The organism is Glycomyces sp. NRRL B-16210, assembly GCF_000719515.1.
Classification (GTDB): Bacteria; Actinomycetota; Actinomycetes; order Mycobacteriales; family Micromonosporaceae; genus Glycomyces.
Window position 1 is genome coordinate 90,896 of the sequence record NZ_JOGR01000009.1, and the last position, 19,715, is coordinate 110,610.

Annotated in this window: 22 protein-coding genes, 1 tRNA gene and 1 pseudogene; 11 read left to right on the forward strand and 13 right to left on the reverse strand. The window is 65.9% G+C overall.

Going from position 1 to position 19,715, the window contains the following annotated elements; genetic code table 11:
• Window positions 1-40 precede the first annotated feature (40 nt).
• Complete coding sequence (locus IF12_RS0113735; RefSeq protein WP_030159175.1) at window positions 41-1,042, forward strand: SPFH domain-containing protein; 1,002 nt, start codon at window positions 41-43, stop codon at window positions 1,040-1,042.
• The gene (locus tag IF12_RS0113740) at window positions 1,039-1,944 is read left to right on the forward strand and encodes an inorganic polyphosphate kinase (RefSeq protein WP_030159177.1); all 906 of its coding nucleotides are present in this window, start codon (window positions 1,039-1,041) and stop codon (window positions 1,942-1,944) included. The genes IF12_RS0113735 and IF12_RS0113740 overlap by 4 nt, the downstream gene beginning before the upstream one ends.
• 63 nt (window positions 1,945-2,007) lie before the next feature.
• On the opposite strand, the gene IF12_RS0113745 is transcribed toward IF12_RS0113740, so the two are convergent.
• From IF12_RS0113745 to IF12_RS0113755, 3 genes are all read right to left on the reverse strand, one after another.
• Window positions 2,008-2,652 (reverse strand): NADPH-dependent F420 reductase, encoded by a 645-nt coding sequence (locus IF12_RS0113745; RefSeq protein WP_030159179.1) that lies wholly within the window; start codon window positions 2,650-2,652, stop codon window positions 2,008-2,010.
• Complete coding sequence (locus IF12_RS0113750) at window positions 2,649-3,743, reverse strand: LLM class flavin-dependent oxidoreductase (protein ID WP_369807727.1); 1,095 nt, start codon at window positions 3,741-3,743, stop codon at window positions 2,649-2,651. The genes IF12_RS0113745 and IF12_RS0113750 overlap by 4 nt, the downstream gene beginning before the upstream one ends.
• Before the next feature lie 81 nt (window positions 3,744-3,824).
• The gene (locus IF12_RS0113755; protein WP_030159183.1) at window positions 3,825-4,289 is read right to left on the reverse strand and encodes a carboxymuconolactone decarboxylase family protein; all 465 of its coding nucleotides are present in this window, start codon (window positions 4,287-4,289) and stop codon (window positions 3,825-3,827) included.
• A gap of 143 nt (window positions 4,290-4,432) precedes the next feature.
• Between IF12_RS0113755 and IF12_RS0113760 the strand changes: the two are divergent.
• A pseudogene (locus IF12_RS0113760) lies at window positions 4,433-5,368 on the forward strand (pirin family protein); the annotation flags it as partial.
• A 36-nt stretch (window positions 5,369-5,404) separates the two neighbouring features.
• Window positions 5,405-5,710, forward strand: coding sequence for a GNAT family N-acetyltransferase (locus IF12_RS27240; protein ID WP_369807728.1), 306 nt, complete (start codon window positions 5,405-5,407; stop codon window positions 5,708-5,710).
• 3 nt (window positions 5,711-5,713) lie between these two features.
• On the opposite strand, the gene IF12_RS0113765 is transcribed toward IF12_RS27240, so the two are convergent.
• The gene (locus IF12_RS0113765) at window positions 5,714-6,193 is read right to left on the reverse strand and encodes a MarR family winged helix-turn-helix transcriptional regulator (RefSeq protein ID WP_030159187.1); all 480 of its coding nucleotides are present in this window, start codon (window positions 6,191-6,193) and stop codon (window positions 5,714-5,716) included.
• A gap of 116 nt (window positions 6,194-6,309) precedes the next feature.
• Here IF12_RS0113765 and IF12_RS0113770 point away from each other — a divergent pair, with 116 nt between their 5' ends.
• Together IF12_RS0113770 and IF12_RS0113775 are read left to right on the forward strand one after the other, a co-directional pair.
• The gene (locus tag IF12_RS0113770; RefSeq protein WP_051704376.1) at window positions 6,310-6,813 is read left to right on the forward strand and encodes a MarR family winged helix-turn-helix transcriptional regulator; all 504 of its coding nucleotides are present in this window, start codon (window positions 6,310-6,312) and stop codon (window positions 6,811-6,813) included.
• Between the two features lie 80 nt (window positions 6,814-6,893).
• A complete protein-coding gene (locus tag IF12_RS0113775; protein ID WP_030159192.1) occupies window positions 6,894-7,481 on the forward strand; it encodes a maleylpyruvate isomerase family mycothiol-dependent enzyme in 588 nt (195 codons plus the stop codon).
• 598 nt (window positions 7,482-8,079) lie between these two features.
• Here IF12_RS0113775 and IF12_RS0113780 read toward each other — a convergent pair.
• From IF12_RS0113780 to IF12_RS0113805, 6 genes are all read right to left on the reverse strand, one after another.
• Window positions 8,080-9,828 carry a M48 family metalloprotease gene (locus IF12_RS0113780; protein WP_166659616.1) on the reverse strand — a complete coding sequence of 583 codons (1,749 nt, stop codon included), beginning with the start codon at window positions 9,826-9,828 and terminating at the stop codon, window positions 8,080-8,082.
• A 55-nt stretch (window positions 9,829-9,883) separates the two neighbouring features.
• Window positions 9,884-10,381, reverse strand: a complete 498-nt coding sequence (locus IF12_RS26225) for a hypothetical protein (protein ID WP_166659615.1) — start codon at window positions 10,379-10,381, stop codon at window positions 9,884-9,886.
• Window positions 10,382-10,775: 394 nt separating this feature from the next.
• Window positions 10,776-10,964 (reverse strand): transposase, encoded by a 189-nt coding sequence (locus IF12_RS24200; RefSeq protein ID WP_133884351.1) that lies wholly within the window; start codon window positions 10,962-10,964, stop codon window positions 10,776-10,778.
• Window positions 10,965-10,979: 15 nt separating this feature from the next.
• Complete coding sequence (locus IF12_RS26920; protein ID WP_255343551.1) at window positions 10,980-11,102, reverse strand: hypothetical protein; 123 nt, start codon at window positions 11,100-11,102, stop codon at window positions 10,980-10,982.
• 30 nt (window positions 11,103-11,132) lie between these two features.
• Window positions 11,133-11,288 carry a hypothetical protein gene (locus tag IF12_RS25665; RefSeq protein WP_156036837.1) on the reverse strand — a complete coding sequence of 52 codons (156 nt, stop codon included), beginning with the start codon at window positions 11,286-11,288 and terminating at the stop codon, window positions 11,133-11,135.
• Between the two features lie 948 nt (window positions 11,289-12,236).
• Window positions 12,237-12,767, reverse strand: coding sequence for a hypothetical protein (locus tag IF12_RS0113805; RefSeq protein ID WP_030159198.1), 531 nt, complete (start codon window positions 12,765-12,767; stop codon window positions 12,237-12,239).
• 605 nt (window positions 12,768-13,372) lie between these two features.
• Here IF12_RS0113805 and IF12_RS25670 point away from each other — a divergent pair.
• Window positions 13,373-14,797 carry a hypothetical protein gene (locus IF12_RS25670; RefSeq protein ID WP_133884350.1) on the forward strand — a complete coding sequence of 475 codons (1,425 nt, stop codon included), beginning with the start codon at window positions 13,373-13,375 and terminating at the stop codon, window positions 14,795-14,797.
• Between the two features lie 71 nt (window positions 14,798-14,868).
• On the opposite strand, the gene cutA is transcribed toward IF12_RS25670, so the two are convergent.
• Together cutA and IF12_RS0113815 are read right to left on the reverse strand one after the other, a co-directional pair.
• Entirely contained in the window at window positions 14,869-15,186 is a 318-nt protein-coding gene (gene cutA, locus IF12_RS0113810; protein ID WP_030159200.1) for a divalent-cation tolerance protein CutA, read from the reverse strand.
• Window positions 15,187-15,783 carry a helix-turn-helix transcriptional regulator gene (locus IF12_RS0113815; RefSeq protein WP_030159203.1) on the reverse strand — a complete coding sequence of 199 codons (597 nt, stop codon included), beginning with the start codon at window positions 15,781-15,783 and terminating at the stop codon, window positions 15,187-15,189.
• A 465-nt stretch (window positions 15,784-16,248) separates the two neighbouring features.
• Here IF12_RS0113815 and IF12_RS0113825 point away from each other — a divergent pair, with 465 nt between their 5' ends.
• The 3 genes from IF12_RS0113825 to IF12_RS25010 are packed head-to-tail and all read left to right on the forward strand — an operon-like array spanning window position 16,249 to window position 18,696.
• Window positions 16,249-17,571 carry a replication initiator gene (locus tag IF12_RS0113825; RefSeq protein WP_035749081.1) on the forward strand — a complete coding sequence of 441 codons (1,323 nt, stop codon included), beginning with the start codon at window positions 16,249-16,251 and terminating at the stop codon, window positions 17,569-17,571.
• Entirely contained in the window at window positions 17,564-18,331 is a 768-nt protein-coding gene (locus tag IF12_RS23085; RefSeq protein ID WP_081913585.1) for a site-specific integrase, read from the forward strand. The genes IF12_RS0113825 and IF12_RS23085 overlap by 8 nt, the downstream gene beginning before the upstream one ends.
• Window positions 18,319-18,696, forward strand: a complete 378-nt coding sequence (locus tag IF12_RS25010; protein WP_166659614.1) for a tyrosine-type recombinase/integrase — start codon at window positions 18,319-18,321, stop codon at window positions 18,694-18,696. Before IF12_RS23085 ends, IF12_RS25010 begins: the two co-directional genes overlap by 13 nt.
• 68 nt (window positions 18,697-18,764) lie before the next feature.
• Here the strand turns inward: IF12_RS25010 and IF12_RS0113835 are convergent.
• Window positions 18,765-18,839 (reverse strand) — tRNA-Val (locus IF12_RS0113835).
• Between the two features lie 119 nt (window positions 18,840-18,958).
• Between IF12_RS0113835 and IF12_RS0113840 the strand changes: the two genes are divergently transcribed.
• Complete coding sequence (locus IF12_RS0113840; protein ID WP_030159209.1) at window positions 18,959-19,675, forward strand: DsbA family oxidoreductase; 717 nt, start codon at window positions 18,959-18,961, stop codon at window positions 19,673-19,675.
• Window positions 19,676-19,715 lie beyond the last annotated feature (40 nt).

Here is a 19,715-nt window from a genome sequence, read left to right on the forward strand (position 1 = left end):
CAAGCCTTATCGTCATGGTGACGAGAAAAGGAGGCCACCCATGGCCGACGTAACGAGACTCCTGCACATGCGCCACCTGCGCGGCACCCCCACCGTATGGGTCCGCTTCCAGAAGGGCGACCGCTCCGTCCAGGAGGGCACCGGCCAGTCGTTCTGGTACCGCCCCCTCGTGGCCGTCCTCTCCGAAGTGCCCGTGGACGACCGCGAACTCCCGCTGATGTTCCACTCCCGAACCGCCGACTTCGCCGACGTCACCGTCCAGGCCACCGTCACCTACCGGATCGCCGACCCCGCGCTGGCCGCCACCCGCCTCGACTTCTCCGTCGACCCGTACACCGGCCGCGCCCGCGCCCGGCCGCTCGACCAGGTCGCGACCCTCCTCACCGAACTCGCCCAGCAGCCCGCCCTCGACCTGCTCGCCCGCGTCCCGCTCGCCGAGGCCCTCACCGTCGCCATCACCGAGGTCCGCGAGGCGGTTGCCGCCGCGCTCGCCGACGACGCCCGGCTCGCCGAGGTCGGCGTCGAGGTCGTCAGCGCCCGCGTCGTCGCGATCCGCCCCGAACCCGAGATGGAGCGCTCGCTCCAGACGCCGACCCGCGAAGCGGTGCAGCAGGACGCCGACAAGGCCACGTACGCCCGCCGCGCCCAGGCCGTCGAGCAGGAGCGGGCCATCGCCGAGAACGAGCTCCAGAACAAGATCGAACTCGCCCGCCGCGAGGAGCAGCTCGTGGAGCAGAAGGGCGCCAACGACAAGCGCCGCGCCGAACTGGACGCCGCCGCCGGATTCGCGGCGGCCCAAGGCGAAGCGGACAAGGCCCGCGCCCTCGCCGCCGCGCAGGCCGACCAGATCCGCTCCGTCGGCGAAGCCGAGGCCGAGGCCGAGGCGGCCCGCATGGCCGTCTACCGCGACCTGCCCACGTCGGTCCTCCAGGCGCTCGCCCTGCGCGAACTCGCGGGCCAACTCCCCGAGATCGGCCAGCTCACCATCACCCCGGACCTCCTCAGCGGCGCCCTCACGCGGCTCGCGGACGGCCAGCGATGAGCGCCACGCTCGCCCCCAGAGTGGTCGTCGTCAGCCGCCGCAGCGAACTGGACGAACTGCTCGCCCGCCACGGCACCCGCGCCGCGGCCGAGCACTTCCTGCGCGGACGCGGCCGCGACCTCGACGAGGTCACCGCCCGCCACGAGGCCCTCGAATCCGCGCTCACCGCCGTGGACGCGGCCGTCCCGGCCGACTGGCGCCGCGGCCGGGTCGACCGCGAGGACCTGCCGCGGTTCCTGTTCGGACCCGAGGACATCGTGGTCGCCGTCGGCCAGGACGGCCTGGTCGCCAACCTCGCCAAGTACCTGGCCGGCCAGCCGGTCGTCGGCGTCGACCCGGAGCCGGGCCGCAACCCCGGCGTCCTGATCCGCTTCCGGGCCGATGCGATCGAGGGCGTCCTCCGGGCCGTCGCCGCGCAGTCCGCGCCGATCCGGCGGCTCACCATGGTCACCGCCCGGCTCGACGACGGCCAGGAACTGGCCGGCCTCAACGAGATCTACGCGGGCCACGCCTCCCACCAGTCCGCGCGCTACCGACTCGCCGACGCGAGCGGGCGCGGCGAGCGCCAGTCCTCCTCCGGCGTCCTCATCGGCACCGGGACCGGCGCCACCGGCTGGTGCGCTTCCGTCGCGGCCGAACGCGGCCGCGACGAGAGCGTGCCGGACCCCGAGGAGCCGTCCCTGGCCTGGTTCGTCAGGGAGGCCTGGCCCTCGCCGGCGACCGGCACCACCTTGACCGCGGGGACGCTGCGGACGGGGGAGGAGCTGCGGCTGGTCTGCGAGAGCGAGCGACTCGTGGTCTTCGCCGACGGCGTCGAGTCCGACCGCCTCACCGTCACCTGGGGACAGCAGGTCGTCATCGGCGTCGCCGACCGCCACCTCCACTTGGTCGTCGCCCGATAAGCACAGCACGACCGGAACGCCCGCGCGCCGACCGATCGCGTCGCCTCCGAGCGAATACAAGGCCTAGACCGCGGCCGCCTCGCCGAGCAGCTCGCGGAGCCGCTCGGCGTCCACGTTGGCCCCGAAGACCGGCGTGCCCGGTTCCATGCGGGCGCCCGCGGCGAGGGGCCCGGCGGCCACGGGATCGAACCCGAGGGCGTCGACGAGGACCGCGGCCCGCGCGAGGTCGGTGTCCTCGCCGGCGATCGCGATGGCCTTGCGGCCCTTCGCACCGGCGGGCCGAGCCTCGGCCTCGAGATCGTGGTAGCCCATGTGGTTGAAGGCCTTGACCACGTGCGCCGCGCCCAGGAACGCCCGCACGGCCTCGCTGGAGGTCGCGCCCGGATCGAGGACGCGCTCGCGGGGGCCGTCGACCTCCCACCAGTGGTTCATCGCGTCCACGACCAGCGCGTCCCCCAGCTCCGCCGCCGGAATCGTCCGGTACTTGCCCAAGGGCAGCGCGAGGATCACGATGTCGGCCTCCCCGGAGGCCTCGGCCGCGGTCACCGCGACCGCGCCGGGCGTGAGGACCTCGACCGTGAGCGCGATCTTCTCCGGGTCGCCGGAGCCCGCGACGAGGACCCGGTACCCGGCCGCGACCGCCAGGCGGGCGAGGACGGTGCCGACCTTGCCGGCCCCGAGGACGCCGATCGTGTGCGGGCGGGTCATCGCGCGCCGCCGTCCTCGTCGGCGAGCATGTCGCGGACCATCGGGATGACCTTGGTGCCGTAGAGCTCGACGGCCCGCAGGCGCGCGCCGGCGGACATGGCGCCGCCCGCGGAGTAGATCATGTCGAAGCGGCCGACGTCGAGGGCGCGGACGTTGGCGGCGATCTTCCGTGCCACCGTCTCGGGCGATCCGATGTAGAGCGAGCCTTGCGCCACCTCGCTCTCGAACTCCTCGCGGCGCAGCGGCTGCCAGCCGCGGAGTGCGCCGATGCGGTCGCGCACGACCTTGTAGCCCGGGTAGAACAGCTCCTTGGCCTCCTCGTCGGTGTCGGCGATGAACCCGGGGGAGTGGAGGCCGACCGGGTACGCGGTGGTGCCGAGCTGGTCGGCGGCGCGGCGGTAGAGGTCGACGTAGGGCGCGAAGCGCTCGGCCGGGCCGCCGATGACGGCGAGCATGAGCCGGAAGCCGTACTTGGCGGTGCGCACCACCGACTGCGGGCTGCCGCCGACGCCGACCCAGGTGGGCAGGCGGCCCGACTCGGTCTTGGGGAACACGTCCTGGTCGATCAGGGTCGCGCGCTGGGTGCCCTTCCAGGTCACGGGCTTCTCGTCGAGGAGCTTGTGGAAGAGGTCGATCTTCTCCTCGAAGAGCGCGTCGTAGTCGGCGAGGTCGTAGCCGAACAGCGGGAAGGACTCGGTGAAGGACCCGCGGCCGAGGATGATCTCGGCGCGGCCGTTCGAGAGCGCGTCGACGGTCGCGAAGCGCTGGAACACCCTGACCGGGTCGTCGGAGCTGAGCACGGTCACGCCCGAGGAGAGCCGGATGCGGGAGGTCCGCGTCGCGATCCCGGCCAGGACGGTCTCGGGGGAGGAGATGGCGAACTCGGGGCGGTGGTGCTCGCCGAGGGCCACCACGTCGATCCCGGTCTCGTCGGCGAGGACCGCCTCGTCGACGGTGGCGCGGATGGCCCGGGCGAACGAGGTGACCTCGCCCTGGTCGTCCCGGGGCAGGTCGCCGAAGCTGTCGATACCGAACTCGATGCCGTTCACGGTGCTCTCCTCGATCGCCCGGCCCGCGGGCCGGGAACTGATTGACACGTCAACTGTAAATCCATATAGATGATGCGTCAACTATCTTGGCCGCGGCTGCGACGAGCGCCACCGCCCGGTCCGTCAATCCGGCCGCACCGGGTGCCGGCTCATGATCGAGACCCGGTTGAACGCGTTGATGGCGATCGCCGCCCAGATGACCGCGGCGGTCTGGTCCTCGGTCAGCGCCTCGCGCGCGGCCGCGTAGGCGGCGTCCTGCGCGGCCGCGTTCGCGGGTTCGGTGGTCGCCTCGGCCAGCGCGAGCGCGGCCCGCTCGGCGGGGGAGAACAGCCCGGTGTCGCGCCAGGCCGCCAGGACTCCCAGCCGCCGGGTCGACTCGCCCGCCTTCAGCGCCGCCTTCGTATGCAGGTCGAGGCAGTAGGCGCAGCGGTTCATCTGCGAGACGCGCAGGTTGACCAGTTCGACGAGGATGCGGTCGAGCCCGGCCTCGGCCGCGGCCTCGCGCACCGCGCGGGCGGTCTCCCGCATCGCCGCGAAGGCCTCGGGCGTCTGCCGGTCGATGAAGATCCTCGCTGGTCCGTCGCTCACGTCGGCCTCCTTCGCGTCGCCGACCGCGGAACCGGTCGGCTTCCGCGATCGTAGGGCTATGCTCGTGAGAATATAGATGATGTGACAACTACTTCGGATTGCGGGTGGTCCAGGTGAGCAATGTGGAAGCGGCTCCGGAAGCGATGCGGTCCGGCCCGCCGGACGACGGCGGGGCCGGGGTGGAGGTGCTCGCGGCGCGTGACGTGCCCCTCGGCGGCCCGCGGGCGCTGCTGGTGCGGCGCACGCTGCCGCAGCGGGCGCGGACCCTCATCGGCGCCTGGTGCTTCGCCGACCACTACGGCCCGGTCCGGGTGCCGTCCAGCGGCGGCATGGACATGCCCCCGCATCCGCACACCGGGCTCCAGACCGTCAGCTGGCTCTTCAGCGGCGAGATCGAGCACCGCGACAGCCTCGGCAGTCACGCATTTATCCGCCCCGGCGAGATGAACCTGATGACCGGGGGTGGCGGCATCGCCCACTCCGAGGTCTCCACTCCCGACACCGAAGTCCTGCACGGGGTCCAGCTGTGGGTCGCGCTGCCCGAGGCCGACCGTGGCGCCGGCCGCGACTTCCAGCACTACGCGCCCGAGCCGGTGCGCCTCGACGGGGCCGAGATCCGGGTCTTCCTCGGCTCGCTCGCCGGGTCGACCGCGCCGGTCCGCACCTTCACGCCGCTGCTGGGCGCCCAGATCGACCTCGAACCACACGCCGCGGTCACACTCGATGTCGACCCGGGATTCGAGCACGGGCTGCTCGTGGACGCCGGGGACATCCGCTTGGACGGCAAGGTGATCCGCCCGGCCGAACTCGGCTACGCGGCCAGGGGCGCGAAGTCCCTGGCGCTGGTGAACGACTCGGATGCTCCGGCGAGGACGATCCTGCTCGGCGGGCCGCCGTTCGAGGAGGAGATCGTCATGTGGTGGAACTTCATCGCGCGCAGCCATGACGAGATCGTCAGGGCCCGTGAGGACTGGGAGGCCGGCTCCGACCGCTTCGGCGTCGTCGAGGGCTATCCCGGACGCCGGCTCCCCGCGCCGCCGCTGCCCAACGCGGTGATCCTGCCGCGGCGCAACCCGCCGGCCCGCGAACGGGCCGACGAGCCGGTCGTGCGGCGCGTGGACGCCGAGCGCCTCTACGAGATCGCGATCGACGGCGCTCGCGCCGGGCTGACCGCTTACCGCGACCGCGGCGACCAGCGGATCTTCTACCACACCGAGGTGGACAAGGCCTTCGCCCGCAAGGGATTGGCGTCCACGCTCGTGGAGCGGGCGCTGATCGACGCGCGTGCGGCCGGGAAGCGCATCGTGCCGGTCTGCCCGTACGTCGCGCGGTTCGTCAAGAAGCACCCCGAGTTCGCCGACGCCGTCGACAAGGCCACGCCGCAGGTGCTCCAGTGGCTGGAGGCCGAACTCGGCGCTTGACGGCTACTCGCCGGGCTCCTTGAGCCCGGCGAGATGGTCGCGGAGGGTCTCGGCGACGTCCCGTGCGGCCGCGAGTTGCGTCGGGGTGAGCGCGTCGATGAAGAGTTCGCGGATGGCGTGGAAGTGGGGGACGCTCGACCGCCGCAGGGCGTCGCGCCCCTCCTCGGTGAGCACGGCCTCGGCGCCGCGGTGGTCGCCGGACGCGGCCTCGCGCCGGATGAGCCCCCGCTGCTCCATGCGTCCCAGGTGGTGCGAGAGCCGGCTGCGCTCCCAGCCGATCGCTTCGGCCAGGTGCGAGGAGCGCAGCCGCCGACCGGACGCCTCGCTCAGCTCCAGCAGCACCCGGTAGTCCCCGGCCGAGATCCCGCTGTCGGACTGGAACCGCCCGGCCAGGGCCGTGCGCAGGTCCTCGGTCGTCTCGATGAAGACGCGCCAGCCGTCCAGCTCAGTCCGGGTGAGCGCGGCGCGGTGCTTCCGTGGCATCGGCGACCTCCGATAAGTAGGTGACACATCAACTATACTCGGCTTTCACGACGCACACCCTTCCAAAATCGCGGTGCAAGTTAGATGACGCATCAACTAAGAGTAGGATCGGCGGTGTGAACGACGCCGTCCCCCAATCGAGCGCAGTCCCCTGGCTGAGCGCCGACGAGCAGCGCTCGTGGCGCGCCTTCGTGGGCCTCCACCTGAAGCTCTCGGCCCGCATGGCCGCCGACCTCCAGGCGCGCTCGGGCCTGTCCAGCGCCGACTTCGAGGTGCTCGTCGCGCTCACCGACGTCCCGGAGGGCCGCGTCCGCTTCCAGGACCTCGCCAAGGAGATCGACTGGGAGCGCAGCCGCCTGTCCCACCAGATTCGCCGCATGATCAAACGCGACCTCGTCGCCCGCGAGGAGTGCGAAGAGGACGGCCGCGGCGCCTATGTGGCGATCTCCGCGCACGGCCGCGCCGTCATCGAGGCCGCCGCTCCCAAGCACGTCCACCTCGTCCGCAGCCTCGTCCTCGACGGCCTGACCGCCGAGGAGTTCGCCGAACTCGGCCGCCTCTCCGCGAAGCTGTCGGAGCGGATCGACCGCCTCGGAACGCAGGACGGCGAACCGGCCTGAGCCCCGCTCACGGACGTACGATGAAATGGCCACCGCGGCCGGGATCGGGGAAGAAGCGAATGAGCACAAAGGAGCGAGCGATGCCGCTCGACGCGCGCGAACGCCGGGACCTGTGCGATCTGCTGGCCGAACTGGGACCCGACGCGCCGACCCTGTGCGAAGGCTGGACCACCCTCGACCTCGCCGCGCACCTTGTGCTGCGCGAGCACTTCGCCAAATGGACCGAGGCGAACATGGCGGCGGAGAAGGCCAAAGGCCTCCCCGCCCTGATCGACCGGCTCCGCGCGGGAGCCCCGCTGCTGCCGTGGCGGATACCGGGAGTCCGCACGGCCCTGAACGGCGTCGAGTACCTGATCCACCACGAGGACATCCGCCGCGCCAACGGCATGGACAGCCGGACCGACCGCCCCGACCTCGACGAGGTCGCCTGGAAGATGAGCCGTCTGACCGGCTGGCGTGCCGCCCGCAAGATCCGCCCGCACGGCCTGGAACTGCGCAGCCCGGGAGGCCGAACACGCCGCTTTGGCCCCGCCGGAGGCGCGGTACTGACCGGCCAACCAGTGGAGATCCTGCTCTACCTCAGCGGCCGCCGAGAAGCCGCCGAAACCGACCTAACAGGATCCCCAGAAGCAATAGCCGCCCTCCAAAACGCACAAACCAACACCTGAAGCCCGCTGGGCCGCACCCCGAAGGGCCTCGCTGCAAGGCAATGAACGCCAAGTGGACCTTAGCGCCGCTTACTGCAGCTCATCACCGCAGGTCACAGGCATGTTGGCGCGCGTACGGGACGTCATTTCGGCCGCGGCGGCCCGGGAACGGCACCAGCCGGGTCCGCCAGACTCGGCGTTGGCAGCTTCGTCCCATAACGGAGAACCCTGCGCGATCAGGGACCGCCTTGATCCGGCCGACTATCAGCGGCTACTGGCCGCGGCGCGGGCCGGCTATTGCAAGAAAGAGTTGGCCGCGGAGTACGGGATCAGTCGCCGCAGCATCTACCGACTGCTGACTGCCTGAACTGCGACATGGCACCGCCGCTTCCGCGGAATGTGAGGACCCGGCGTTAGGGCCCAATGATGTCAGGACACGACCGGAAGATCAAGGAGCCGCCCGGCATCGGCCACAGCGTCGCTGACGACCGTTTCCAGCGCGGAGCGGACTTCGGTGGTGTCCTTCCCGCGTCGCAGACGCTGCTTTCTGCGATGGTCCTGCGCTCGCCGCATCAGCATGCTTACCAGGTTTCCCACGGGGCCGGAGAGTCCTGCCGGCTCAACCATCACTCATGCCCCCTGTGTCGTCCTTCGGGTGGGAGGGAGGCTTCGATGCGAGCAGGTCGCTGCGGAAACGGTACGCCGCACGCTGTCCCCGCCGAAAGATCGACCACGTGGTCAAAGCAGCCAACGCCAGCACTACGTACAGCCCCGGATGGTGCCCCACATAGGTGAAGAAGGCCATCGGCACGTGCTGCTGCATGATGAGGAAATGGTCAGCGACCGATGGAGGAGGTACTACTGAGGCGATCTTGATGCTGATCTCGACCGATGAGCCGATCGTCATCAAATAAATGGCGTACACCAGGGCAGCGCCGACCACCGCTGATCCGACCCGGAGGACTAGCAGCGCCCCCGTGTAGTCCTCCATGTAGGTGACGCGGAGCCATACGCAGGGTTCACGGATGAGATAGATCCGGGCGCACCAGGACAGCCAGGCGCAATAGAGGACGAGGGCAACCGGAATCGCGACTATCGCGAAGACAAACAGAGGCATTGCCGGGTAGCTCAGGCCGTACGCTTCCTCGACGGGCAGCAGACTGCCGATGATGAGACCGACCCCGGCGGCCGCGCCGGCGGCAACGCCTCGATCGGGTTTCGCTCCGAGCATCATGGCGAGATGGGTGTTGCGCCAGATACCGGTGGAGAGCACGAGTGCCAAACCGGTTCCAGCGATCCCTGCCGCAATATGCAGGCTGTAGGCGCCGACGGCGGTGTTCTCGAAGAGGCTGAACAGGAACCGGAATAGGGAGGGAACGAGGACTCCTGTGGCGATCCCGGCAGCGAACACCCATGAGGCGCGCATGCGCAATGCCCGCTCAGGTTCCTCTAGCGCCGCTCGCCGCTCGCTAAAAGTGGGATGTGTGCGAAACGAGCGAAACGCACGTCGAACAGGGCGCTCGGACACAGTCAAGGCGCGGCGTACGATCGCGGTCCCTTTGAAATGCAGCGCGGTGAACGCGTCCGCATAAAATTCGCGCTGCCGTTCAACGCCGAGGACTCCAACTGTACAGACCCAAACCATGATCCCGATCTGAAGAGGCGCGAAGATCAGCACGGAATACATGTTGCTGCCCAGCGGGAGGATTATCGCGGTCAGGGCGGCGACAACGATGAGCGTTCGCATCGCAGCCCTTGCGATATAAGAGATCCACAAGTCTCCCAATCTCATGTGGAAGAATTCGTGGACCAGAATCGTGTAGAACACGTTCTTGTCGGATTCGTGCAACTGGAGCATTTTCGGACCCAGGGCAAGAGCCGGTCGCATCGGTGTCCCAATGGTCGCGGCGGGAAACCGCGACCTCGGATCCAGGAAAACCGTGGGCGCCTGTCTGTAATCGAAATGCTTCGCCAGGTGCACGATGGCATGCAGGACTGGGTAGGCACTTTCGATGCTGGCTAGCGGAATCTGCTTCCTCTTCCGAACCAGGCGAAGGTGCCGCTCGCGCATTCGGCGACTTGCGAGGAGGAACACCACCAGGAATACAATGGGGTTCCCGGTGACCGAGTATACGAACAGCACCAAGGTGCACGGCACTGCGAGCAGCATGAGGAGCCGCATCTGGGCGTCACTCGGGACCTGCACGGCCGCTTCGAGAATGTGCAGGTACACGCCGGTATCGCCCTCGCCGTCTGCAGTGCCGACTGGAGGTCGACGCGGAGGTGGTGGGATGAGGTCGCCGAAATGTGGATGCGGCTTCGGTCCTGACTTCCCGCCTTCGGGAATCGATGCAGGGCGTTCGTTCACATTCGTGTCCTTCGAACGGATGAGGGCTAGTGCCATCGCAGTGTTACGGGTCGCCTCAGCTGGTAGCTTCGACAATCGAACCGATAACAGCGTCTGCGAGAACTGACGCCGTGTCATCAGCCAATCCCAACTGAAGCGCTTTGCGTTCAGTGCGTTCTCGCACCAGATTAAGCTGCGCCGAAGTGAGGCTGGTGATGGTCGACACTGTCACTTGTGGAGTCTGTGGTTTCCGCATGCGGTTCAGAAGAAATCTCGACCCACCTCGTATTCTATCTTTAGCAGTGTCCACCGCCGCACTGATGATTACTTGATGCAGTGTAAAGTGACACAGGGCGACCACATATGGAGTGGTCGATTCGAGGTACTCTCCGAAGCCTGTGCTGTCGGCCCCGGGGCGGGCTACTGCGTCGACGACACTTGTGTCTCGCGAATAAGCCACGAGATACACGTCAAGGACACCTGCCTCACCAGGGGCCACTTTGGCAATTACGGCCTTGGAAACTTGATCAACAGTGATGGCACAGCTTGCGTCATCGGGAGTTCGGAGGGGCATGGAGGATATTCTGATCGTGTTCCGTACCCCTGTCAAACCTCATTTGGTAACGCATGGGCACGATTGCACTTCTGAACTTTTTGCGACGATCATGCCTCCGTGAATCCGACCGTTCGTACCCCGTCGGCCGCGCCTTTCGGGCCACCGCCCTATGTCTGACAACCCCAGTCGGGTCCCTGTGGCATCAATGCCAACATCGGGCTTGAGTTTTAACCTCGATTCGTCTGCGCCCATTGTGGTTTGAGGGGTGGTCTAGGTTCTCCTGGTTTGTCCGCGGCCGTGTGGGGAGGTGCCGGACCGCGGTGTCGTAGCGGTGGCGCCAGGCGATGTCGCTTGCCTGGTAGCGGCCGCGTCTGCGCCTCTTGGCGACGGGTCGTTGGGGCTGGGGTATTGGTCAGGTCGGTGACGGCGCGATGGCGCCGATGCGGTTCCAGCACAGGGTGAAGGCTTTGGCCCAGGGCCAGTCGACTGCGAGGCGGAGGGTGCGCCTGCGCGCGTGGCGGGTGAGTCGGCCGGGGATCGTATAGAGGCGGTGACGCATCGCGTGGATCTCGGAGCCTGCGAGGTCGGGCTGGTCGCGCAAGCCGAGGAGCCTGAGTCAGGTGTCGAGGTCGGCGGCGAGGTTCGCGGCCAGCATCCAGTCCTTGTTCACCGCCCAGGACTGGGAGTGCAACAAGCGCAGGCCGCAGGCTTTGGCCTGCCGGACGAGGTCTCGGGCCACGGCGTGGCCTCGGTGGAGGACGTCGAGGAACTAGATCGTGCCGGTCCCTGCCAGGTTCCAGCGGAGGCCGGTGTGGGCGATATTGGAGGCTTGGATCGAGTAGACCCAGCCGCGTTCGCGTTCGAAGGCGGTCATGTTCTTGATCTGGCGGCGCGAGGGGCGGACGCGGCGGGCGATCAATCGCATCCCGGTCGGCCAGCCGGGCCTGGTGGAGAGCCCGGTGGGTTCCGCGACCTGGTAGCCGTGCGGGACTTCGCCCCGGTGGTGACCGCTTCGGACCAGGCGGTCTCGGGCAGGGCGCCGATCGCGATCTCGTCGGCGGGCGTCATCTTCCAGCCGACCGTGTAAGCGACCCGCCGCCATGTGGTGCAGAGGGAATGGAAGTGTTCGAGCAGGGTGTGACTGGCGTCGGCCCCGTCGATGCGTACAGAGCTTCCCCCCGTGGTGGGGACTTGCACGAGGGTTGCGGTGAACACCGTGAGGTGGTCGGCGGTGTCGTTCGCTCCGGCGTTGCCCGGGCGCAGGACCACATGCAGGCATTCCATAGTGTTGCGCACCAGGCGGCGAGCGGGTGTTGTCCCCAGGTGCCTTTGAACGTCCCAGCCGAGGCGAGGACACGCCTGTCTCAAGGAGACGACGAACGCGGCCCGCGCGAGTACGACTGGGCCTGGGGCTGCTGCCGCCCGGTGGTGAGCTTCGTGCCGGCGATGCCCGGTCGGTGCTGGCCCGCCGGTCGATCATCGACCCCGAGAACATCGCCTACTACCTGAGGCCTTACTCCTTTGGTGTTGACACTCGTCACTCCTTGCACCCCGAACTCTACTGGTCCGAAGTATCAGAGTGTCACCAACGGGTTGAGCTCATGGTCTTCGTGGACGCGGACATGGACAAGAGCTTGGAGCCTGTCGGCGTGTCGCGTAAATGAGGCCTATGACCTGGGTGTCTATGGTGGGTGCTACAGGGATCGAGCCTGTGACCACCTCCTTGTAAGCAAGAACCTGTGCCCGGCAGTGTCCGGTTTCGAGGACGTTTTCGCAGCTGAGGGCTATTTTAGGGCGGTGGACAATGGTGGTTGTTGGCTGTTGTTGTCCGCTGCGAACGGCTCTGGATTCGGCTCTGATCAGCGCGCAACCTCTAGTTGGAGAAATTGACTAGCTGTTCTCTCTCGTGCTGTTGACCGTCGAAATCGCTCCACTTCAGCGCAACCTTGAGCGGGAGACGCGTGCCCAAGGAGAGGGCCGCCAGAACCGAGTGGTCTTCACCCGGAAGGAGCTCGGACCCCCTCAGTGGCTCAACCTGGCTCGCGATCAAGATGTTCGGCTGGTCGATGACAGCAATGTCCTCAACCCGTACAGGTTGAGTTCCAACATTGGCCACGACCAGGCTCTCGCCTCGACCGCGCCGTACCAAGCGTGCTGTGAGCTGACCGCCCAACGAACCCGCTGCCGCGCCGGAAATCGAGCTCTCCCTGAGGGACACCGCGATTGTTTCTAGATGTTCGGTCATCTTCCATTGGGCGTCTGAGGCTTTCTCTCGAGCAGCCTGGGCGTCCTTCGAAGCTGACTTGCTCTGCACGACTCCGATGATGCTGAGCCCGAGCGCGAACAAGGCGATCAAAGCGGTCAGAATTGCAGCGACAGCGGCAAGGTACTGGGGATCTTTCATTTACGGACCGTAGCACTCCAGCCGTGCCTCAGGGGGTTTAGCGATTCCTGCCTACCACTTTGCCGCAGCCAGCGCTTGCGACGGCAAGTAGCCTTATCTGCTCCTGCGGTGGTGCCGCCGACCGCCGCGGACCGCTTCCACGATGGCGGCGGACTACGTTCGTGTCGACCTCAACCGAGTTGGCGAACGGGGCTACGTCGGGCTCAATGCTCGCTGAACAGCCGCCTGGGGTCCGGGCTCCCCACGGTCTCCTCGTCGCTGCCCTGGCGCCCCTGCACCCACCCGGACCGGCGTCCTGCTCCATGCTGGCCGTTCTTCATTTGATCCGTCTCGCTGGCGCCGCCGCCGCCCGCGGAACGGCCGGAGGTCGCATGCCCCGGGCGAGCGGCGAGCGCCAGGCGCGCGCAGCGCGCCCTTGGAAAAATGATGTATAGAAAGTTTGAACACGCACGTGAAGGCTGTTTCACGAAGGGCATGTCCTGAGAAAAGAGGCATAAGGAATGATGCAACGCCCCATCACAGGGCGCGAAGGATGGTCGTGCTTCTGGGCACACTGCTGTGTTAATCTGATACCAGTCGGTTGCGCATGGAGTGAGGAACTATCAATGAAGATACCTACTCGTTTTGAACATATTCTTGTGAATGATCGTCTTGAGTCCGCTCCTCTTATTGTCAGAGTGCAGGAGGATCTAAAGAAATTCGAGATCCTTCGGAAGACTACCGAGATTCAAAGCGGTGGCATTCTTGCGTTCCTAAGCGGAAAGAGTGGATGTGGTAAGACCACCTCGATCTGGTCGGCCTCCATTAATATGTCCGATAAGTTCACTCAAGTGCTCTCAGTTCCAACTGTCATTTCGCTGCGAGACGTAGCCAATTGGATTCACGATAATTTGCCCTCTCGCACCAATAGATCAATTCCGGTGTTGATGGATGGCAGAGAATCCTCTGACGACACGGTTGGCCTCCGCCAATTCATGTCGACGCTAAATCAAATCCTGAGGCAACGTGAAGATGTCATTGTTTGTTGGCCTACAACGAATGACGATTGGAAGAATGAGCTTATAGCTCTTGCGCGAGATATTGGGGGGACTTCTCTCACCCCTAAAACGGCAGATGTCACGATTTTGGGGCCATCCAAGACTGAATGGTCAGACGTACTGGACCGGCTCTTCATTCAACTTGACCAGCGGCTCGAGGATCTTGGGATGGGGCAAGAGTTTATTCTTGAAGCCATCGATTCAAGCTCCACGGTGGGAGACTTTCTTTCGTCTATCAGGGACGAAATCGCAAGCCGGGTAGATTTTGTCCAAGAAGATCTTCCTGAGATTCTTTTTGTTGTCACCTCTACGAGCGGAATTGTAGGCGAGGCAAATCGCCTAAGGCGAGCTGGCGCCATGATCCTGAAGGCAGAGGAGCTAGTCAGCTACTCGCCGCGATCGGAAGCTGGCAAGTGGTGGAAGGAGAGAAATGGAACGCCTAAGTATCATTTGGCGTATACGATTTCACTGTTCCGTGCAAAGCTGGTGACGATGACTCCAAGTTCGGTGGTGTACGCAGTCGCCGAATTCGGTCCAGGGGACATGCAAGAAGAGTTGAAGGCGCTGGGAATCCAAAGGGGTCAAGGAAAGGCAAACTTGACTTTTGGGAGCACCGATTTCAGCAAATTCATTAGCGGCGCGGGAATGAATGAGTTGACCTCCACCTCCAAAGGTAGAACGTCTGACTCGATCCTTGAGGCGTATTCATATATCCAAGGTCTCTCATCCAAGCGTCACAAATCGATCAATCAGGCTATCTGCGCACTCGCTTCAAGAAATGTTCCGGATTTCAATGCTGAACTTGGCGGCTTCGAAGTTGACCTGGGTGAGCAAGACGCCTACGCGGATGCGGTGATTCCTCTAAGCGATCGCGATCTTCATCTGGAGTTTCATCATCTTAGTGATGCGAAAATGAAGGCCGCTGCAATTGCCGCGTACATCATGAAGAAGCTTCGAGTTTACTCCAATCACTACAACGTCACCCCTAGGTAGCAGTGCATATAACTGTGGGAATGGAAGTTCCACCCGTTGAACGTGGCTGCAACCTGCGTGATTTACCCTGTTTATTCGGTTTCGGCAATGATCCAGGCCTGATACTCGGAGTTAGCTTGTGTGATTGGTGTCGAGATTACGCAGGGGACTTCGTAGGGGTGCTTCTGGCGGGCGAGCTCGATGATTTCGGGGACCAGGGACTCTCGGGTGTGGAGCATGACGCGGGCTTCGGGCTCGTCGTGGACTTGGCCGTCCCAGCGGTAGATGGACCGGATCTCGGTGAGGTTGTGTCCGCAGGCGGCTAGGCGCTCTTCGACCAGCTTGCGCGTGAATTCGACGAGCCAGCCGGCATCGGGGGCTGTGATCGTCACTTCGCAGAGGGGCTGCACTTAGGACTCCTCCTGCTTGAGTTCCACGATTAGCGAACGTGCTTCGGCCTCGCTGCGCGCGATGGCGCCCCAGCCGGTTCGGATGCTGCCGTCGTAGCTCATGCCGACCCAGCGGCCCTTCATGTGGACGCCGTGGGGGTGCACGGTGAAGTAGAACGTGCCCTTCGAGCGCACCGCTCCGTCGTCGGCGGCGTACCAGCCGATGAGGACTTCGTTGTCCCACAGGCGAAGTTCCCCCTTCCAGTGGTATCCGCCGTCCTCGACAGCGATGCCGCGGGTCGTGGTCTCGATACGGAGCTGTTCTCCCTGCTGGCGGATCTCGACTCCCTGGGCCGTGATGACTTCCTCGAAGACCTTCGAGGTCTGCCAGCTGGTCCACCAGCTTCCGGAGAGGTCGACGTGGTGGGTGGCGAGTCCGGCCAGTTCATCGACGGAGATGCCGAGGGCCTTCGCGATCTTCACTGCGACGGGCAGCGTCGGATGGGATTCGCCCGCCTCGTAGCGCCGGATCTGGCGTGCCTCGACGCCGGCCAGCTTCCCGAGTGCGGCTTGCGAGAGCCCTCGCTCCTCGCGCTTTTCCTGGATGATTTCGTTCATCTCCACGGTTTCAGCTCCCCCCGCGGGAGGACCTTCTTGTCCTCTAGCAGGGACTTTATCGTCTTCTCCGAAGAGGTCATTTGTGTCCTTGACGCGGTCGTTCATGTCCTCTAATATAGGGGCGTAAACGTCCTATGGGAAGGACGAGAAAGTCCCGGCCAGGTGCAACTCGCCAGGGCTGGATTCCTCAGATAGCTCCAAGGAGTATCAGATGTCCTCTCACGCTACCAACCACCGCTCCCGGTGAGGACGGTGCCGCGATCGCCCGCGACATGCTCGCACCGTTCCTGGGAAAGGCCGCGCCTCGGGCAGTGAAGTTCAGCGCTTGGCTTGAGGCCCAAGCTGTTCAGGTCCGCTACGAGGACTCGATCGTAGCTGAGCAGGGCTCGTTCGATCCGGTTCCCGGCGAGACCCCGACCCCTGAGCAGATTCTCCTGGGTCAGTGACCGGGAGTTGGCGCAACTCATGCGCTCTCCCGGCTTCGCCTTGTGGCGCAAGAAGGTCAAGTCCGTGCATGGCTGCGCGGCACTGGTGAAGCTGTGCGGTTCCTCCACGATCACGCACCGCGCCTCCGGCAAGGTCCTCAAGTCCAAGGTCGGTTCGGTGTGGGTGCCGTGCGGGACCCGGCGGGAGAAGCTGTGCCCGTCCTGCTCGCAGTGGTATGCCCAAGACGCGTTCCTCCTCATCCGGGCCGGACTGTGCGGCGACGCCTCAAAGGGCATTACGGCCGACGTTGCCGACCGGCCCCGTTGGTTCGTCACCCTCACGCCGCCCTCATTCGGTCCGGTCCACTCCCGGGTCGTCGGTGCCGGTGGCCGTCTCATGCGGCCATGCTCATGCGGGGAGTGGCACAAGGAGGCCGACACGCGTCTCGGGCAGGCGATCGACATGGGCGCCTACGACTTCGAGGCGGCGGTGCTGTGGCAGGCCCACGCGGGCGCGCTGTGGCATCGGTTCACGATCGCGTTGAAGCGGGAGCTTACTCGTCTGGGCGGCCTGCGGGTCGCGGACCTGAACCGTGAAGTCCGCCTGTCGTATTCGAAGGTCGCGGAGTACCAGCGGCGGGGCATGGTCCACTTCCATGCCGCGGTCCGCCTGGACGGCGCGGAGGGTGCTTCGGCGACGCCGCCCCGGTGGGCTTCGAAGAAGGTCCTCGCGGACGCGGTGCGCTCGGCGGCGGACTCGGTCACCGTGACGACGGCACGCAAAGACGGGACCGTCCTGGATCTCGCCTTCGGGGCGCAGTTGGATCTGCGGGACATCACCGATGCCGGCCGGAGCGAGGAAGGCGAGTCGGCGCGGGTCGCTGCTGACCGGGTGGCCTCCTACGTCGCGAAGTACGCCACCAAGTCCACCGGCTCCCATGACGGGCCCGACAGGCGTATCCGGTCGGCGGCCGATATCGAGGAGCTGCCAGTCTCGGCGCACCACAAGGCGATGATGCGCACCGCATGGGAGCTTGGAGGCCTTGAGATGTACTCCGATCTGAACCTGCGGCGTTGGGCGCACATGCTCGGCTTCCGCGGTCACTTCCTCACCAAGTCGCGGGCCTGGTCGACCACTCTCGGGGAGCTGCGGGCGATCCGGTCCCGGTTCCGGCTCGCCGAGGTCCTCGCTGAGCTGGAGGTCACCGAGGACGCGGTCCTGGTCGTCAACGACTGGGAAGCAGTCGGCTTCGGGCATGACAACGATGCCGAACGCGAAGTAGCGCAAGCGATCGCGGAAGCGATGGTCCATACCAGACAGATGCGCCGTGAGGCCCGGAACGGAGGCGGGACCGATGAGTGACAGTAAGGAGGGCTTGAAGCGCCGGGCTTGGAAGCAAGCTCGCCGCGGCGACGGTTCGATCTACTGGGATGAGGCCAACGGCTGCTATGTCGGCTCGATCTCGTTGGGCTACAAGCCTGATGGGTCTCGGAACCGGCCGAGCGTCCGAGGTGCCACGCAGAAGGAGGTCCGCGCCAAGCTCAAGGAGTTGAAGGAGGACTTCGACGACGGCATCGAGCTCGGCGACAAGTACACCGTCGAACAGGCCGCCCGCGACTGGCTCGAACGCAAGCTCAGCGGCCGTGCTCCGGCGACGATCGAGCGGAAGACGACTGAGGTCGAGAAGCACATCGTGCCGAGCATCGGCAAGGCCAAGCTGAAGCGGCTCACGCCCAACGACGTTGACGACTTCCTGGAGGGTCTGGTCAAGAAGGGCCTGAGGACTTCTACGATCGCGCGGATCCTGGGGACGCTCCGCCGCGTGATCCGACATGCCGAGTCGCGGAACAAGGTCCGGCGCAACGTCGCGATGCTCGTGGACGCTCTCGAGGGCAAGGAGAGCCGACAGAGCAAGTCGCTCACGCTCGACCAGGCGAAGGCAATTCTCGAAGAGAGCCAAGGGAAGTGGATTCACGCCTACATCGCGCTGTCGATCTTTACCGGCGTGCGGACCGAGGAGGCGCGGCCTTTGAAGTGGGAAAACACGCACCTCAACCCGGTCAAGGATGAGACCTGCTCCTGCGGGCGGTTGGGCTCCCGGACTTCATCGTGGAGATCCTGAGCGCGTATCAGGCTGAGCAGCGGGAGCGTCGCGCGCGGAACGGGCACAAGTCTGCCGGCATCGTCTACGTCTTCGGTACTCGCAACGACACGGTGATGGAGGCGCGGAACGTCCGGCGGTTCTTCCGCACGGTTGTCGAGGATGCCGAGATTCCAGGGGAGTGGACAACGCGGGAGCTTCGGCACACCTTCGTCTCACTCATGTCAGACCAGGGCGCTTCGGATGATCTGATCGCCGATCTTGTCGGCCACGCCAAAACGAGCACGACTCGGACGGTCTATCGCCATCAGCTCCGACCGGTCATCACCACGGGTGCTGAGCTGCTCGATAAGGCGTTCGGAAGCGACTTCTTGAAGGCGGATTGAGAGGGAGTCCGGCTCTTGATCCGGCTCTTTTCGGCCCTCGGCGGTACTTGCGTCGGGGGCCGTCCTGCTGGTGGGTGCTACAGGGATCGAACCTGTGACCACCTCCTTGTAAGGGAGGTGCTCTACCGCTGAGCTAAGCACCCTGGGCGTGCTGATGGGCGCGCCGAGCCTGAGACAGGGTACCTGAACGGGGGCTTGGGCGCGAGTGCAGGGTTGCGGCCCTGAATGGAATTCAGTTGAAGCTTCCAGTGTTGGTACTTGGGTGACTCAGCTCAGTGTAGAAATCTGGTCGGATATCGCCTGCCCTTGGTGCTATGTCGGGAAGGCTCGCTTCGACAAGGCCGTGACCCTGCTCGAAGGGAAGGTCGACGTGGCGGTCCGCCACCGGTCCTTCGAACTCGACCCGAACCGCGAGCCCGGCGACGTGACCGCCGTCGTGCCCATGGTCGCTCGGAAACTCGGCATCAGCCCCGCCCAGGCCCAGGCCAACGAGTACAAGCTCGGCGACCTCGCCAAAGCCGAAGGGCTCGAATACCGGACCGAGGGCCGCGACCACGGCAGCACCTTCGACCTCCACCGGCTCCTGCACCTCGCCGCCGAGCGGGGCCTGGAGGCCGAGGCCTGGAGCGCCTTCTACACCGCGAACTTCGCCGACGAGGCCTCGATCTTCGAGCGGGAACGGCTCATCGACGTCGCCGTCGCCGCCGGGCTCGACCGCGGCGAGGTCGTCGCGGTCCTCGACGACCCCGCGGCCTACCGCGAGTCCGTCCGCGCCGACCAGGCCGAGGCCGCCGCCCTCGGCGCCACCGGCGTGCCCTTCTTCGTCATCGACCAGAAGTACGGCGTCTCCGGCGCCCAGCCCACCGAGCTGTTCGCCGAGATCCTCGAAAAGGCCTGGGGCGAAAAGCAACCGGCCATCACCACCATCGCGGGCGCCGCCGACGCCGAGGCCTGCGGCCCAGACGGGTGCCCGGTCTGACCGAGCCCGCGGGCATAAGTGCTGAAACCTTCACGAACGG